This is a genomic window from Arthrobacter sp. 18067 (genome assembly GCF_902706295.1).
GTDB lineage: Bacteria > Actinomycetota > Actinomycetes > Actinomycetales > Micrococcaceae > Arthrobacter.
In genome coordinates this window covers 21032-36398 of sequence record NZ_CACSJJ010000001.1, presented here as the reverse complement: position 1 = coordinate 36398, position 15367 = coordinate 21032, and the positions used below count along the sequence as shown (strand labels likewise).

At 61.7% G+C, this 15367-nt stretch carries 13 protein-coding genes and 1 pseudogene; 8 read left to right on the top strand and 6 right to left on the bottom strand.

Translation table 11 applies throughout. The annotated features are described in order from the left end of the window. Nucleotides 1-60 precede the first annotated feature (60 nt). The 5 genes and pseudogenes from GVL04_RS00135 to GVL04_RS00120 all read left to right on the top strand — a co-directional run bounded on the left by GVL04_RS00135 (nt 61) and on the right by GVL04_RS00120 (nt 4674). Nucleotides 61-885, top strand: a complete 825-nt coding sequence (locus tag GVL04_RS00135) for a hypothetical protein (protein ID WP_159697766.1) — start codon at nt 61-63, stop codon at nt 883-885. A gap of 300 nt (nt 886-1185) precedes the next feature. Beyond that, nucleotides 1186-1548 (top strand): annotated as a pseudogene (locus GVL04_RS24900) (site-specific integrase); the annotation flags it as partial. Between the two features lie 153 nt (nt 1549-1701). Beyond that, nucleotides 1702-2304 (top strand): tyrosine-type recombinase/integrase, encoded by a 603-nt coding sequence (locus GVL04_RS24585; RefSeq protein WP_235036095.1) that lies wholly within the window; start codon nt 1702-1704, stop codon nt 2302-2304. Continuing rightward, nucleotides 2301-4241: a tyrosine-type recombinase/integrase gene (locus GVL04_RS00125; RefSeq protein WP_159697760.1), complete on the top strand. Its 1941-nt coding sequence runs from the start codon at nt 2301-2303 to the stop codon at nt 4239-4241. Before GVL04_RS24585 ends, GVL04_RS00125 begins: the two co-directional genes overlap by 4 nt. Next, the gene (locus GVL04_RS00120; RefSeq protein ID WP_159697757.1) at nt 4228-4674 is read left to right on the top strand and encodes a DUF6262 family protein; all 447 of its coding nucleotides are present in this window, start codon (nt 4228-4230) and stop codon (nt 4672-4674) included. The genes GVL04_RS00125 and GVL04_RS00120 overlap by 14 nt, the downstream gene beginning before the upstream one ends. Here GVL04_RS00120 and GVL04_RS00115 read toward each other — a convergent pair. Continuing rightward, on the bottom strand, nt 4659-5879 hold the full coding sequence (locus GVL04_RS00115) for a hypothetical protein (RefSeq protein WP_159697754.1): 1221 nt from the start codon (nt 5877-5879) through the stop codon (nt 4659-4661). The genes GVL04_RS00120 and GVL04_RS00115 overlap by 16 nt on opposite strands. Before the next feature lie 81 nt (nt 5880-5960). Further along, entirely contained in the window at nt 5961-7106 is a 1146-nt protein-coding gene (locus tag GVL04_RS00110) for a hypothetical protein (protein ID WP_159697751.1), read from the bottom strand. Between the two features lie 353 nt (nt 7107-7459). On the opposite strand from GVL04_RS00110, the gene GVL04_RS00105 reads away from it, so the two are divergent. After that, nucleotides 7460-7891: a LexA family transcriptional regulator gene (locus GVL04_RS00105; RefSeq protein ID WP_159697748.1), complete on the top strand. Its 432-nt coding sequence runs from the start codon at nt 7460-7462 to the stop codon at nt 7889-7891. Nucleotides 7892-7915: 24 nt separating this feature from the next. On the opposite strand, the gene GVL04_RS00100 is transcribed toward GVL04_RS00105, so the two are convergent. Both GVL04_RS00100 and GVL04_RS00095 read right to left on the bottom strand, forming a co-directional pair. After that, nucleotides 7916-9013, bottom strand: coding sequence for an FAD-dependent monooxygenase (locus GVL04_RS00100; RefSeq protein WP_159697745.1), 1098 nt, complete (start codon nt 9011-9013; stop codon nt 7916-7918). A 9-nt stretch (nt 9014-9022) separates the two neighbouring features. Further along, the gene (locus GVL04_RS00095) at nt 9023-10054 is read right to left on the bottom strand and encodes a LacI family DNA-binding transcriptional regulator (RefSeq protein ID WP_159697742.1); all 1032 of its coding nucleotides are present in this window, start codon (nt 10052-10054) and stop codon (nt 9023-9025) included. A 136-nt stretch (nt 10055-10190) separates the two neighbouring features. On the opposite strand from GVL04_RS00095, the gene GVL04_RS00090 reads away from it, so the two are divergent. Both GVL04_RS00090 and GVL04_RS00085 read left to right on the top strand, forming a co-directional pair. Next, the gene (locus GVL04_RS00090) at nt 10191-11657 is read left to right on the top strand and encodes a sugar porter family MFS transporter (protein WP_159697739.1); all 1467 of its coding nucleotides are present in this window, start codon (nt 10191-10193) and stop codon (nt 11655-11657) included. A 174-nt stretch (nt 11658-11831) separates the two neighbouring features. Further along, nucleotides 11832-13130 (top strand): Y-family DNA polymerase, encoded by a 1299-nt coding sequence (locus tag GVL04_RS00085; protein WP_159697736.1) that lies wholly within the window; start codon nt 11832-11834, stop codon nt 13128-13130. A 28-nt stretch (nt 13131-13158) separates the two neighbouring features. Here the strand turns inward: GVL04_RS00085 and GVL04_RS00080 are convergent, their stop codons facing one another. Both GVL04_RS00080 and cobA read right to left on the bottom strand, forming a co-directional pair. Then, nucleotides 13159-14316: a uroporphyrinogen-III synthase gene (locus GVL04_RS00080; protein ID WP_159697733.1), complete on the bottom strand. Its 1158-nt coding sequence runs from the start codon at nt 14314-14316 to the stop codon at nt 13159-13161. A 12-nt stretch (nt 14317-14328) separates the two neighbouring features. Continuing rightward, nucleotides 14329-15363, bottom strand: coding sequence for a uroporphyrinogen-III C-methyltransferase (cobA, locus tag GVL04_RS00075; RefSeq protein ID WP_159697730.1), 1035 nt, complete (start codon nt 15361-15363; stop codon nt 14329-14331). Between the last annotated feature and the right edge of the window lie 4 nt (nt 15364-15367).

The following is a 15367-nucleotide window of genomic DNA, read 5'->3' as shown; positions in this document are numbered from 1 at the left end:
GGGAAAATGACCGGAGAGGTTCGCGAATGAGCGGGGCTTGCCCGAAGAATCACTTCCGGCGTGAGGCGTAGCCTTGGCGGCATGGGGAAACTATTGAGAGCAGCAGCACGGCTCACATTGGTCAGCGGAGCCCTGGCGCTGCTCGGAACCGGGTGTGCATCGCTTGGACAGCCGGCAGCCGGCTTGCCGTCCGCCGGGAGCCAAACCCCGGAAATTCAACCTGAAGTGGTGCTGTGCCAAGGCAACGAGGTTCCGCTTCAGGCGCTGAACAATCCACGACCGGCGAGCGGGCTCGGCCCGGAGGCCGCCCCGGCCCTCGACGGCCGCAACGTCGAACAGTTTGACCCGGCCGCATGGCTGATTGCGCAGGAAAGCCGCGATCGTGTGATGCTCATGAACAGGCTGGCAGTTCCCCAAGATGACGGCCACGGAGATGTCCGCGACTACATGTACATCGTCATTTCCACCAACTCCATGGCATCGGAGCCAGGTAAGCCGGTGTGGGCGGTCGTTGAGTCATCGACCTGCACACCCACGCTCGACCTTGGTGAGCTGAGAGCCGGCGCAGTCACTCTTGATCCCTCGTTGCCGCCGGCTCCTGAGTCCAACCGCGTGGCACTTCTCATCACGGAGTTTGACTGCAACTCCGGACAGAACGCCGAAGGCCGGGTTGAAATCGTCAAGCTCCTCGAAACAGAGTCCACGGTCGAGGTCGTCCTGGGAGTGCGGCCCTCCGGGGCGCAGTGGGCCACCTGTCAGGGAAACCCGGCGACACCGTTTATGGTCGATCTCGAACGGCAGCTCGGGAACCGCGCCATCCTTAACGCCGCCGTCCTGCCCGCGCGGGAGATCGCCGCACCAGCACTGCCTCGAATCGACCGATAGCTTCATCTGCCTTCTCACTCCGGCAGGGACCAGAAGCCACGCCCGCGCGGTACCACGGTTCCGCGGCCAGGTTTCGGGTGGAGATCCAACAATGTCCGCCATCCGCTGTACACTCGGGTATCGAACATATATTTCCTGTAGCCCTTTCTGGGCTGTCTTCGATGTAGCTGCCGGAGCGTGATTGCACCGCTCTTGGCCTTCCGAATTTGATTACCTGTGGTGTTGTCCACGTGTTCATGAACCTGTTTCCTTCGTCTGCTGGTATTGAGCTATTCGTGAGGGATCGGTGAAGGGGACCGTATGCCGTGGACTGTTCAGCAGGTGGTTTTGCCTGATGGGTCGGGTTCGTGGACCGTTGTTGATCCCCGCTTCGAGGTCGTCGCTCCCGTCGACCGGTTCCTGGCTCATTTGAGTGTTATCGATCGTTCACCGGAGACGGTGAGGTCGTATGCCTTTGACTTGCGGGACTACTTCGCCTTTCTGGATCAGGTTGGTGTGTCGTGGCGTTCTGTGCGCCTCGAGGACCTGGGTCGTTTTGTTGGGTGGTTGCGTAAATCTCCTCTCGAGCGGGCCGGGCGCGTAGCCCGATTGCCGGCAGCGCTGGAGCACTGCGGCCCGGTAACGATCAACCGGAAACTCTCTGCTGTCAGCTCGTTCCACCAGTTCCATCAGCGGCACGGGGTTTCTTGCCATTTCCTGAGCACGACGGTGCAGTCATTTGGGCGCGGGTCGTGGCGGCCGTTCCTGGCGCACTTGGGGCGGTCTGTCAGGCCACGGGCTGAGCTTCGCCTTCGGGCCCCAAAGAAGGCGCCGCGGGTGCTCAGCAGCGACCAGGTCACTGCGATCCTGGATGCGTGCGAGCATCAGCGGGACAGGTTCTTGTTCGCTTTGCTGGCCGGGACCGGCCTCCGGATTGGTGAGGTCCTGGGTTTGCGGCATGAGGACATTGACGCCCCGGATTGTGTGATCCGGGTCCGGGCCAGGGACAACGTCAACGCGGCCAGGGCAAAGTCCGGCGACCGTGACGTCCCCGTGGCCCCGGAGTTGGTGCGGATGTTCGTGGACTATCTCTTTGACGAGTACGGCGCTTTGGACTGCGACTACGTTTTCGTCAATCTGTGGGCTCCTCCTGAAGGACGGCCGATGACCTACGCCGCGGTGATGGACTTGGTCCGCCGGCTTCGACGGCGGACCGGGTTTCATTTCACCCCGCACCAGTTCCGCCATACCTATGCCACGGAATTACTCCGGCGGGAGGTCCCTTCGGAAGTTGTCCAGAAACTCTTGGGGCACGCGTCCGTGTCAACGACGATCGACACGTACTCCCATCTGGAGATCCGGCACGTCCGGGAAGCTTTGGTTTCCACGGGCTGGCTCGCCTCGTCGGACCCGGCCGATGAAGGCAGGAACGAACCATGACCGAGTTTAGGGAAATCGCCGTCGATGACATTGACGGCGGCCGGATCCAGCGGATGCGTTTGGCGTTATCGCCTCGTTTCACCGCTGACATCATCGTCTTTGACGACGAAGCTTTCGCTGGGCGGTTCTTCCCCTTGTGCTCGGTTCCGGGTTGTCTGAGGTATCGCCCAGGAGAGCTCTTCTGCAACCTTCATGTCCAGCGGTGGCGGGCCCGGGGGAAACCGCCTCTGGAGGAGTTCTACAAGACGACGGGCAAACCTCCAGAACCGGAAGCCGTTGATTTATCCGGGCTTCCGTCGCCGTTGCGCTGGGAAGTGGCTTTGGCCCTGCAGCTGGTGGCTTCAAGCCCGGGCGAACGCTTCCGCCGGCTCCCCGCACCGGAAATCCGCAAATACGTCGCCCTGCTCCAGTCCAGAGGAGTCCTTTCTCTGATCGATGGCGATAACCCGTTGGACCTGGGCGACGCCCGTCGGGAAATTCATCGGGTCAACAACGCCCTGTTCCGAATGATGAGCAATTTCAGGGACCCCTCGGACCCGAACGACACCTACGCACGCAACCTGTGGCATCTCACCTCCATGGGCTTCGTGGGCAAGAAGGGCGCAGGAGGAACACTCCAGTTCGCCCCGATCACCCAGCCATGGCTTCGGGAACTTGCCAAACGATTCATGCGATGGCGTATCTCCTCCGGCACCGGCTACCACCAGCTCAACCGCGATATCACTGCCCTGCACCGCTTATCAGCCGCTTTCACCGAGCATGCTGGCCCCACTGCGGGGTTGGAACTCTTCTCCCGGGAAACCCTTGAAGTCCATATGAATCTGCTGCTGAGGTTGAACCTCGGCCAGGCCAGCCGTCGTTACGAACTCGGGTCAATTTCGATGTTCCTCAAGGCCACACGGCAACACGACTGGGAGCCACGTTTACCGGCATCGGTCTGGATCCACCCCAGCGACCTTCCACGCCTGCCAGTCAGTGCCCCGCGTGCCCTCCCTGAATACGTCATGGCCCAAATCGAATCCCCTGAAGCCCTCTCGCGGCTGGAACAACCACACCGGTTGATGATGCAGATCCTCATCGGAACCGGACTGCGCCTGGCCGACGCGTATCACCTCGATATTGACTGCGTGGTCCGGGACGGCCAGAACGCGCCGTATCTGCGCTACAGAAACCACAAAATGTCACGCGAGGCCTTCACACCGATCAGTGAGGAAATGGCCGGGGCCATCACCGAACGGGCCGCTGAAGTCCTGTCCTCCATACCCTCTGCCCAATGCCTGGCCCCGGCACCGACATCCAGGGACGGGACCCGGCCGTTGGCCACTGCCGTGGCTTCGGTCCGCCTCGCCTCCTGGCAGGAGAGCATTGGGCTGCGCGATCAACATGGGCGGCCGTTCCGGTTTACCGCTCACCAGCTCAGGCACACTTACGGGACCCGGATGATTAACTCGGATGTCCCGCAGGAAGTCGTGCGGCGCCTGTTGGATCACGAATCCAACGACATGACTGCCCGCTACGCCCGCTTGAACGACGCCACGATCCGTCGCCACTGGGAGAAGGCCACGAAAATCAATGTCCAGGGCGAAGCCATCAATATCGAGCAGGCACCGGGCCTCAGCGACGCGGCCTGGATGAAAGAGCACCTTGGCCGGGCAACCATGGCACTGCCCAACGGATACTGCGGGCTTCCATTGCAGCAAAGCTGCCCGCACGCCAACGCTTGCCTGACCTGCCCGGTGTTCGTCACTACCCCTGACTTCCTCGGCGAACACCTCGCCCAGCTCCGAACGACCAAGCGACTGATAGCAGAAGCGAAGTCCACGGGCAGGACCCGCATGGTGGAGATGAATACCAAGGTCGCCGGGAACCTGGAAAACATCATCAACACGATCCGTTCCAGCGGTACTGAATCGCAGGAACCCGATGGTGCGTCCTGATAACAGCCATCACCTGCTCGCCGCAGCCCGCCAACGGTCTGAGGACGCGCGGGCCCGCGTCGCGGCAGCCCTCCAGGAAATGAGCAAAGAACCCGGCCCGCGGACGGCATCCGAGCTGGCCCGAACCGCGCGTGTTTCGCGGTCCTGGCTCTATAGTCAGCCAGAGGTGATGGTCCGCTTGGAAGAATTCCGTACCAACCCACCACCGGCCCCCACCGGCCAGGCAGTCCACGCCTCCGATCATTCGCTGCGGCGGCGCCTGCATCTGGCCCACCAACGCATCGCCCAGCTCACCGAGGAAAACAAACAACTCAACGAACGCCTCGCCCGTGTTCATGGCGCGCTGCGACTCGCCACCCAGATCAACGGCCAGCAGTCACAAGAGGGAAGGAACTCACCCGGATCCCGTTCCTCGGATCAGTCCTCGTACTGATGCAGTGGCATCCTGACTTCCCTCAATCGCTGCGGGACGTTGACTGCAAGGCTGCTTGGAAACAAAGCCTTCTCGTCCTCGTAAACTCCGCAGAACTCCTGCGGTATCCATGGCTGCTCGGGGTCCGGAAGCACGCGGGTGATTTCGCGCCGGTCTGCCGGCTTTTCTGTCCACGAGTGGAAGATTCCTTGAGGGTGTTCTTCGAGCTGGCCTGTGAGGTAAGAGCGGACCAGGTCCGCGTATAAGGGACCGAACCACGTCCACCATTGCGGATACGGTTGCAAGCCCACCCATTCCATTTGTCTGGTTTCCTCCCGCCGAGGAGCGGACGACCTGGTTATGTCTGCGTAGCTGTAGATCGGGTAACCAGGGACCCCTCCCGTGATGACCAGCGGAATGACCTCGACGTAGGCATGGAACGCGCCCATCTCGGACGCGAGGCGGATAAAGAACTCTTTTGTCCTTGCTCGCAGCTCGTCGTCTTCCAAAGCTTCGCGAGCCATGCTCATGCCCACGTGCCGGGAGTCACCCGTGGTGCCTTGGGTCAGGTACTCCATGCTGAAGTGTTTTATAGGGAGATCAGCCGTGACGATCATACTCAGCGGCGGCGAGTCCTTCCACTGGCGCATCAACCCCTCGACACCGTCCCGGACGAAATCACCTTGGTACGGTTCATAGTCCCCAAACCGAACAGGAAGCGCTTCAGGCAGGCATTCCTTCGCCAATCGAACGTACCGCTCGGGAAGATCTGCCGGCATCTCGTCGGCTAGGGCGTACCAAGAAAAATGGATGAGATCCTTGTACGGGCTGACCTTGGGTACAACCGGCTTAACCACGCGGGGCTTGGGCCACACTTCACCGGTCTGCTCATCCACTGTCACCCCATGGCACGACTTCGCGAGCTTCTTCGCGAATCGAACACCATGAATAATCTCGGACTCGACTGTCCCCTCAACAAGGACCTGAAACATGGTGTTGGCGTCGGGAAGAACACCGCTGACCTCGTCAGGCAGATCCTCGGGTTCCAAGGCGACCGGACCATCGACCGTGAAACTATATGCCCGCTTCACCCCGCGCAGCACCAGCACCCCGCTCTCGTCGGAATTCTCAGGGTCCACATGAAGACCCCGGGTATTGCCGACCAGCAATGCGACCTTGTCGATGGTGGGCGAATCCGGGCAATAGACGGTCAGGTCGTACGACATACTGCATATCCTCTCTCATGCCAGAGTGTGAAGCTGGTGCGGTGATAACCGGGATTCGAGCGACGATGTTGCCGGAACAGCTCAACCATCCAAATTGGACGGCATCACGGAAGCTCGCTGGGTTGTCTCGTCGCCTTGCTGGGACAGCTCCGCCGGGATCCACGGTGCCTCCGGATCCTGCAGCAACGCGCGAAGCTGATCGCGGTCTGCGGATTCTTCCTGCCAGAAATGGAAAATAGAACCGTCTGGATTCTGGCTGGCACCATGGCAGTATTGGTGGACAAGATCTGCATAAGGTTTCGAGTACCAAGACCACCAGACCGGGTAGGCAGGAAGCCCCAGCCATTCACCCCTTATGGTCGGATAGTATCCCTCCTCGTGAAGTTGGAGGGACATCACCCCGCTGATCATTCGGCCTGGCCTCTGTACTTCCGCTGAAGCGAAGAAGCACCCGAGTTCAGCGGCCATTGCCTTGAAGAATCGCATCAGCGCTCCCCGCCAGGCGACGTCGTTGAAAGCCTGCCGGTCAAGTGTCAGCGAAATTGCCCTGGTCCTGCCAGGACCTCGCGTCCGGCCATCAAGAGTTCCAATGATGACGGGGAATTTGCCGTAGAACAGGACCAGATCGCTGTCGTCGGCGTTCATAAATTCTGCAAAACCGGCGTCTCCGTCCCGTTCAAGGTTGCCTTGGAAGGGTTCGTACGTTCCGTAGCGGCGAGGAAGTGCCTCAGGGAGAAACAGTCGGGCCAACCTCAGATAGCGCGCCGCCACGTCGTCGGGTGCTTCATCAACCAGGTAACACCATCTCAGTACGATTTCATCAACCGGCCCCGCAACTTTCGGGCGGGGTACGTGGCGTTTGCTTGTCTTGGGCCACACTTGTCCGGTTTGCTCATCAACGAGGACACCGTCGGTCGCCTTGGTGAGTTTTCTGCCGAACCGGTCGGCGTCGCTGATGGTTTTTTCAGAGGTGTCCTCGATGCGGATCTGGTAGAGCCACTTTGTTCCGATTGACCGGGCGGTCACCTCAGCAGGGAGGTCCTCGTCTTCCACCGCGAACGGGCCGTCCACTGTGAACCAAGGAAGTTGCTGCTTGCCTCGGATGGCCCGCACCATCGCGCTTCCGCCTGAGGATACGGCAGACAGGCCAGGCATCGACTGAACCAATTCAGCAATGGCCTCCGTGTTGAGCCCGGCGGCGCCGTACACAGAGAGATCAATGGACATTCTTGGAGACTTCCTTTGCAGTGCGACGGGTTACGGCACAACCCCCAAGGAAGACCTGACTGCCCTCCGAAGATTTCTCACAGCCTAAGCGAAAGCGCGCAGGCACCCTGCATGAGGCCTAAACAGGCGCGATTACTGTCCGGTGCCACAGGGCGCAATCTCTCCAATGGGACACCCACGGATGGGAACTAATGTTCTACCCCTCGGGCCCGCAATACTGTCAGTGCCTCGTGAAACCGTTGGTACGTCCTCGACACACGTCAAGGACACCCGTCGGCGACGTAGACCCGCAGGTCAAAACCTTAGGACACGCCGTACACTAATGGGAACATATATTCGAATAAAGGTGTGTTGTGGGCGTGATCGTCGGCCCCCGCGTGATAGATGCGGGCTTTTCCCTGATGTCGGTACTGCTGGCTCCAATCCCGGTGGCGGCAGGGTATCCATCGCCCGCACAGGACTACTTTGACGGCAGGATCGATCTCAATGAACACCTGATCAAGGATGTCACCAGCACCTTCGTGGTGAGGGTGACGGGGCAATCCATGGAGGGTGCAGGGATCAGTGACGGGGATGAGCTGATCGTTAACCGGGCGCTGGAGCCCAAGGATGGATCCGTCGTCGTGGCTGTCCTCGACGGTGAGCTGACCATCAAGAGGCTTCGAGTCACGCCCTCGGGAGTGATCCTCCAGGCGGACAATCCCAAGTACCCGGACATTCGCGTGCCGGCAATGTCTGAGCTGACTATCTGGGGCGTTGCGACCACCTGCCTGCACCACATCTAGCCCTCTCTGCGAGGTAGGTCCTTGTCACAGGCGGTGCGGCCGGCTGCGGGTCAGCAGGTTGATACTGAACTGCTCGAGGTGCTGGTTTTTGTATTTGTCAATGTTCTCAAACCACTCCATTGAGGCCTGGGCTGCGCGTTGGGTTGCTTCGACCACCGGGCGACGACGAGCTTCGTAGGCTTCCAAGGCCGCGTCAACACCGGTGCGTTCCCGCAGGCAATCGGCTAGTTCCAGGGCGTCTTCCATGGCCAGCTTGGTGCCGAATCCGATGGAGAAGTGGGCCGTATGGGCGGCGTCGCCCAGTAACACCACATTGCCCTTGCGCCAGTTCTTGTTGCGGACTGTGGTGAAGTTCAGCCACTTGGAATTGTTGGTCAGGACCTGGTGCCCGCCGAGCTCATCGGCAAAGATGGCCCGGATCTTGGTTACGGCATCCTCATCCGAAACCCCTGGTGCGAAGACTCTGTCGGCGGCCTGGTCAAAGCCGGCAGCGTGCCAGGCGCCAGGAGTCATTTCGACAACAAACGTTGAGCCTTGATCGGAATAGGGATAGGCGTGGATCTGCATGACGCCCCATTCAGTCTCCTTCACGAAGAACGTGAACGCCTTGAGCGGCTGGTCGGTCCCGAGCCACATGTATTTGTTTGGCCGCACATCCAGGGCGGTGCGGAACTCCTCCGCATAGGTGGCCCGGATCTGGGAGTTGGCGCCGTCTGCGGCGACCACCAGATCGTAGGTGGCGGCCAGATCCTCCACAGGCGGGGCTGCGGTACTGAAGCGGATCTCTACGCTCAGTTCCAGGGCGCGCCGTTGCAACAGTTCCAGTAGGTCCTTCCTGCCGATCCCTGCAAACCCTTGTGCGCCCACCGTTTTCGTTTGGTCCTTGAAATGGATGTCGACGTCGGTCCACCGTGCGAAGCGGCTGCTCATGTAACCGGCCACAACGGGTTCGGCGGTGCCGATGCCACCAAGGGTTTCGTCTGAGAAAACGACGCCGAAGCCAAAGGTGTCGGATGCGGCGTTGCGCTCCCAGAGGGTGATGTTGTGGGCGGGGTTCCGCTGCTTCATCAGTGCGGCAAAGTAAAGGCCGCCAGGGCCGCCGCCGACAATTGCGATGTTCATGGGCTCGATCTACCTTCCGGCCCGGCTGCCACCGGGGGCCGGTGGCGCCGTCGAATGACGCACCACCAACCGCGGTTTGAGGCGCCTGTCGGCGATTGGCGCCTGTGGATTACTGAGGCGTTCCAGTGCCACAGTTCCAGCAACCTGTCCCAGCTCTACGGCATGAAGGTCAACGGACGTGAGGTCGATGCCGTGAAGCCTTGCAGTCCGGGAATTGTCGTATCCCACCAGCGACAGGTCGGTTGGGACCGCCAGGCCCTTGGCGTAGGCGGCCTCGCGTGCACCCAGCGCCAGTTGGTCGTTATGGGTGAAGATCGCGGTCGGGCGATCGGCCATGCCCAGCAGTCGGGCGGCAGCGCGCTGCCCGGCATCCTGCGTGAAGTCCTCGGCTGCAAGCGTTAGTGGCTTCAGCCCGGCGTCGCGCATGGTCTTTGAGTAGCTCTGCCTGCGGACCGTGTGTCCGTCGTAAACCGGGCCGGCCAGGTGGGCGATCCTCGTGTGACCCAGGCCGATGAGGTGTTCGACGGCGGCTCGGGCCCCGGCGGCATCGTCCGAGTACACACTGTCCACGCCGTCCACGGGTCGTGTCACACTGACGAGGGGAACGATCTGAGCCAGCTCCTGGACGCGCTCGTCGGAATCCAGCAGGGTGGCCGCGATGATAATCCCCACGCGGGCCTCAATGAGCGACTCGAGGGCGCCTTGGTCCTCGCCGTCCACGGATCGGGAGACGCTGAGGATGAGCCTGTTGCGGTCCTGGGTCAGCGCCGTGCGGACGCCGCTGAGGATGTCCGCGTAGACCTCGTTGCGGATGTCCATGAGATAGAGCCCGACGGCGGACCGGTGCTTGCGTGCGAGGTCGGCGGCTACGGCGTTGGGTCGGTAGCCGAGACGTTTTGCGGCTTCGAAGATGGCCTGCTTCGTTTCATTGCTGACACCCGGGGCGCCGCGGAAGGCAAAGGAAACGAGGGTTCGGGACACGCCGACTTCCCGGGCGACGTCACTTTGGGTGGCGGAGCGGGGGCGGTGGCCGGTAACCATGTCCTCATCCTCCCACGCGGAAGGAGTACGAAATTAAGTCATTTGTTAGTTTGACCTTACATTTAAGCCTTTCGCGCGTTAGTCTCTATTCAGAGCGGGTGAGTATGACCCGCAGCACACTGACAAAGGAGTCCTGATGTCTGCTACACAAACGCAGCGGGGAGGCGCCCAAGGCGTTTCGCTCCCTCCGCTGACCAATGGCCCGCACAGAAAGCGACTGGGTCTCGTCGCACTCGTAGCGACGTTCGGCGGCCTCTTGTTCGGTTACGACACGGGTGTCATCAACGGCGCACTCAGGCCAATGACGGTCGATCTCACCCTGACGCCCCTGACGGAAGGGATCGTGACCAGCTCCCTCTTGTTCGGAGCTGCTGCCGGAGCTGTTGGGGGAGGCCGCTTGTCGGATGGCTGGGGTCGCCGCAAGACGATCATCCTGTTGGCTGTCCTCTTCCTCGCAGGGACTCTTGCCTGCGTCTTCGCCCCGAGCTTTGAAGTCATGGTTGCGGGGCGCGTCATCCTGGGCCTGGCTGTTGGTGGAGCTTCAACAGTGGTTCCCGTTTTCCTTGCTGAGCTGGCGCCCTATGAAATCCGTGGCTCCCTGGCTGGGCGGAACGAGCTCATGATCGTGATCGGCCAGCTGGCGGCCTTTGTGGTCAATGCCATCATTGGCAACGTCTGGGGAGAATTCGGGGGAGTCTGGCGGATCATGCTCGCAGTTGCCGCCCTACCCGCCATCGCATTGTTCTTTGGCATGCTGCGGATGCCCGAGTCGCCGCGCTGGCTGATCTCCAAGGGGCGTTGGGAAGAAGCCCTGGTAGTCCTCAAGACCATCCGTTCCGAAGACCGCGCCGAAGCTGAAATGGCTGACGTGAAGCACCTCGCCGACGAAGAGCGGGCATCCAAGGCCACCTCGTGGGGCGCACTCAAGGACAAGTGGATCCTGCGCATCATTTTGGTGGGCATTGGCCTGGGCGTTGCCCAGCAGCTGACGGGCATCAATTCGATCATGTACTACGGGCAGTCCGTGCTGGTGGAGGCCGGGTTCGACTCCAATGCCGCACTCGTTGCCAATATCGCACCCGGCGTGATCGCCGTGGTGGGTGGCGTGATCGCCCTGACGCTCATGCAGCGCGTCAACCGCCGCACTACTCTCCTCCTGGGCTTTACGCTGACCACCGCTTGCCACTTCCTGATCGGCATCGCGTCGATCGTGCTTCCCGTCGGAAATGCTGCCCGCCCGTTCGTCATCTTGTTCCTGGTGGTCGCGTTTGTAGGTTCCATGCAGACCTTCCTGAACATCGCTGTGTGGGTGATGCTGTCCGAGATTTTCCCGCTGCACGTGCGCGGATTCGCGATTGGCCTGTCGGTATTCTGCCTCTGGATCGCCAATGCACTGCTGGGCCTGTTCTTCCCGACTCTCGTGGCGGGGGTGGGAATCACCGGCACGTTCTTCCTCTTCGGAGTGGTGGGCATCCTGGCCCTGATCTTCATTTACACCCAGGTTCCCGAAACCCGTGGGCGCACGCTGGAGGCCCTGGAAGAAGACGTGACCACTGGAGCAATCTATCTGGTGCACAAGAAGGATTCGGCGGAAATATCCTAGCCACTCCATGCTCATCGCATCCCGCCCGCCCGACTTTTCCACAGTCAGGCGGGTGGGATGCTTTCTTGTCGGCGGCTGGCAGTAAAGTGAAGGTATTCGAATATATATTCGAATGCGCGGTGTGTCCTGGACGGAAACAGCGGCAACCGTGCTAGTGCCCACCGAAGGAGCGAAATGTCCAAGCCAGCACTCATGCACCGGATGCAGGAGATCGCCCACGTGGATATCAACTGCTTCTATGCATCGGCGGAGAGGGCATTCAACCCCGCGCTGGAGGGCAAGCCACTCATAGTGCTGTCCAACAATGATGGTTGCGCAGTGACCAGGTCGCCGGAGGCCAAGAAGCTGGGCATTGGGCTGGGGGAGCCGTGGTTCAAGATTGCCCCACGTGCCAAGGAATGGGGGCTGATAGCGCTCTCCAGCAACTATGAACTGTACGGCGACATCAGCTCCCGGGTCATGGAGCTCCTGGCCCGCTACTCGGCATGGCAGGAGGTCTACTCCATCGACGAGGCGTTCCTTGGTGTCAGGGGACAACCACGGGAACTGTTGGAGCTGGGGCACACCATCAAGGTTGCCTGCCAACGGCATGTGGGAGTCCCCGTGTGTGTCGGAATCGCCCCCACCAAGACGCTCGCCAAGCTCGCCAACAAATGGGCAAAACACAATCCAGCTTTCCGCGGTGTGTGCCGCTGGGACTCCATCCCTGAAGATCAGCGCGAAGGACTCATGGCACGGCTGTCCGTCATCGAAATCTGGGGTGTGGCAACGCGGCTTACCAAGCGGCTGAATGCTATGGGGATCTTCTCAATCCTGGACCTGGTCCGCGCCGACCCTATTGCTTTGCGGGACAAGTTCTCCATTGTCATGATGCGAACCGTCCTTGAACTCCAAGGCACTCCCTGTATTCCCATGGAGGAAGAAAGAATCGGCCGGGACCAGCTGATCTTCTCCCGCTCGTTCTCCACACCGATTACGACGACGGATCAGCTTCGGCAGGTGCTCAGCGTCTACGGCCAAATGGCCAGTGCAAGGCTGGCCAAGCACGATCTTCAGGCCAAGCTCCTGACAGCGTTTGCAGCGACGTCCGTCTACAACCCGAACGACAAGTCCTTTCCCACGGTCACCGTGAGGCTGCCCATGCCCACTTCGGACCCCGTGCTCCTCACCAAGGCCGCACACGCGCTGGTCCCCAAAATCCAGGAAGGCGTGAAGTATGCCAAAGCCGGGATCATGGTCACCGACCTCCGTCCCAGCGGCAACCAGAAACCGTTGGAGATCTTCGAGAACCGTCATGAGGAGCGCGGCATCGGCCCTCTGCTGGAGCAAGTCAGCAAGCGGTATGGCCGGGGCTCCATCGGCCTGGGCCACGCGGGCATTAAGGGCGGTCCGGACTGGTCCATGAAACGGGACATGCTCAGCCCCCGCTACACCACCAACTGGGACGAACTTCCCCTGGTGAAGGCGGCGTAGCGTGGCAGGGGACGAGGAAGCGGAGGACCTAGGCCCTCAGCCGGTACCCGCGCTTCACTACCGTTTCAACGAGCTTGCCGTCAGGCAGCGAAGACCGCAGCCTGCTGACTGTCATGTCCAGGGCGTGGACGGAGCCACGCAGGTCCAACAGGTCCGAGAGCGCTTCCCGGGACAATACCGCCCCACCCGCGCCGAGCAGTGCCCGCAGCAGCAGGAGCGGAGCCGGTGCAAGCTCCACCACCTCACCGTTGATCCGCAGGCAGCGGCCACGCAATTCGATCGTGGCGCTCTTGGTTTCCAGTCGGCGCACGTGGTTCAGGGACAGGTGCTCCGTCACCAGACGGATCAAGGCACCCATCCGGTAGCGGTCGGGGATAAGGGGCGTCAGTCCGGCGTCGACCAGTGGCTGTGCGGTGACAGGCCCAACAGCGGCAACGGTCACCGGACCCTTGAGCGCTTCGATGAGCTGCCGGTAGAGGCCCATTTCGTGAGCGGTGCTCCACATGGCATCCACCGCTGGGGCGCTGGTGAACGTCAGTACATCAAGGTTCCCGCCCACCACGGCCTCGATCAGGCGTGGGAGTTTGTCTTCGCCGTCGGGCTTCACCCAGCGGTACGGGGTCACAGTCAGAACCGTGGCGCCGGACATGCGGAGCCGTTCCAGTTGGCGAACGTCGGTGTATCCGTGCAGCTGCACGGCCACGGTCTTGCCCCGCACGCCTTCAACCAGCAGCATGTCCACCAGTGTGGCGGTGGTTTCGTCGCTGCTGATTCCGACGTCGGCGAGACCGGCCGCACGCACAGCGCCGCGGGCTTTGGGTCCACGGACAAACATGCGGCAAGCGGACAGGGTTTCCAGGAGTTGTTCGCCGATGCCAAACGAGTCCGCGGCCTCACACCAGCGGCGCATTCCATAAGCCGTGGTGGCGATGCAGATGTCCGGCTTGGCAGCGATAATGGTGCGGGTGTCCTCAATGAGGACCATGTCTTCCTGCACTGGGGCGATCTTCAAAGCGGGGGCGTGCAACACGCTCGCACCGCGGCGCTCCAATGCCTCAATAAGGTCACGGGAACGGCGGTGCGAGGTGACGCCGATTCGGAAACCATCCAGTGGCGCATCGGCCACTTCGGAAACTTCCGGAGCGGCAGTGGCGTCGTGGACTTCGATGGCGCGTGCAACAGTCATGTGTTCTTACCTTCAGGCTTCAAGGAGCGAAGCCGCGAGGCGGCTAAGTTCAGCGGATGCTTCAGCATGATTGCGGTTGGCTTCAGCCACCCGGACCACCTCGCCGATGACCAGAACGGCCGGGTTGCTGCAGCCGGTGGCTGCAGTTTCGATCGTACCCAGATCAGCGATGGTGGTGCGCTGTCCCGGGCGGTATCCACGTTCCACCACGGCCATGGGCATGTCCGGATTCATCCCGGCCCGACGCAGGCCTGCCGCCAGCTGGGGAAGGGTGCCGATACCCATGAGGACCACGATCGTCCCGCCAAGGCCGGCAAGGTGGGTGTGTTCCTTCTCGGTCAACGGGGCGTGGCCGGAGACTACGGTGAACATGTGGCTCACTTCGCGGTGTGTCACCGGGATCCCTGCCGCTGCGGGAACGGAGATGGCACTGGTGACACCGGAAATGACCCGCACGGGAACGCCCGCAGCAACGCAGGCCGCCACTTCCTCGCCTCCACGGCCGAACACGTAGGGATCGCCGCCCTTGAGCCGGACCACGTTCTTGCCCAGAAGTGCCGCCTCCACCATGAGCTTTTCGATGTCACGCTGAGTCACCTTGTGGAGGCCAGGCTGCTTTCCGACATCCACCAGGTCGGCAGAGGTGAGGTCGGCCAGTTCCTGGTAAGGGGCCAGTCGGTCATAGAACACGACGTCGGCATCCCGCAAGGCGTCGACGGCACCAACGGTCAGCAGGTCCAGGGCCCCCGGGCCTCCGCCTACCAGGGTGACGTGGCCCTCAGCGCCCGGGGCGGGCTCGAACGCAACCGGGATTCCGGCGTCGCGGCAGCGTTCCACCAGCGGCAGCCAGCCCGCCTCGCCGTCGTCCACTACTGCCACCAGGAACGGACGCTCGGGGAGCTGGCCGTCGCCGGGCACACCCTCGGGGGTGCTCAGCCGGTATACGTGGGCACCGGCGATCTGGTAGCGGCGGATTGCTTGGCGGGCGGACTTTTCCGATCCCGTGACGAGGACGTCGCGGCCGGTGAGATCGATGGTGAGCTGCATGGGG

Bases quoted from the DNA above. Each gene is read 5' to 3' on its own strand.
- GVL04_RS00125 (WP_159697760.1), top strand. From the start codon at position 2,301: ATGACCGAGTTTAGGGAAATCGCCGTCGATGACATTGACGGCGGCCGG.
- GVL04_RS00120 (WP_159697757.1), top strand. From the start codon at position 4,228: ATGGTGCGTCCTGATAACAGCCATCACCTGCTCGCCGCAGCCCGCCAA.
- GVL04_RS00115 (WP_159697754.1), bottom strand. From the start codon at position 5,879: ATGTCGTACGACCTGACCGTCTATTGCCCGGATTCGCCCACCATCGAC.
- GVL04_RS00110 (WP_159697751.1), bottom strand. From the start codon at position 7,106: ATGTCCATTGATCTCTCTGTGTACGGCGCCGCCGGGCTCAACACGGAG.
- GVL04_RS00100 (WP_159697745.1), bottom strand. From the start codon at position 9,013: ATGAACATCGCAATTGTCGGCGGCGGCCCTGGCGGCCTTTACTTTGCC.
- GVL04_RS00095 (WP_159697742.1), bottom strand. From the start codon at position 10,054: ATGGTTACCGGCCACCGCCCCCGCTCCGCCACCCAAAGTGACGTCGCC.
- GVL04_RS00090 (WP_159697739.1), top strand. From the start codon at position 10,191: ATGTCTGCTACACAAACGCAGCGGGGAGGCGCCCAAGGCGTTTCGCTC.
- GVL04_RS00085 (WP_159697736.1), top strand. From the start codon at position 11,832: ATGTCCAAGCCAGCACTCATGCACCGGATGCAGGAGATCGCCCACGTG.
- GVL04_RS00080 (WP_159697733.1), bottom strand. From the start codon at position 14,316: ATGACTGTTGCACGCGCCATCGAAGTCCACGACGCCACTGCCGCTCCG.
- cobA (WP_159697730.1), bottom strand. From the start codon at position 15,363: ATGCAGCTCACCATCGATCTCACCGGCCGCGACGTCCTCGTCACGGGA.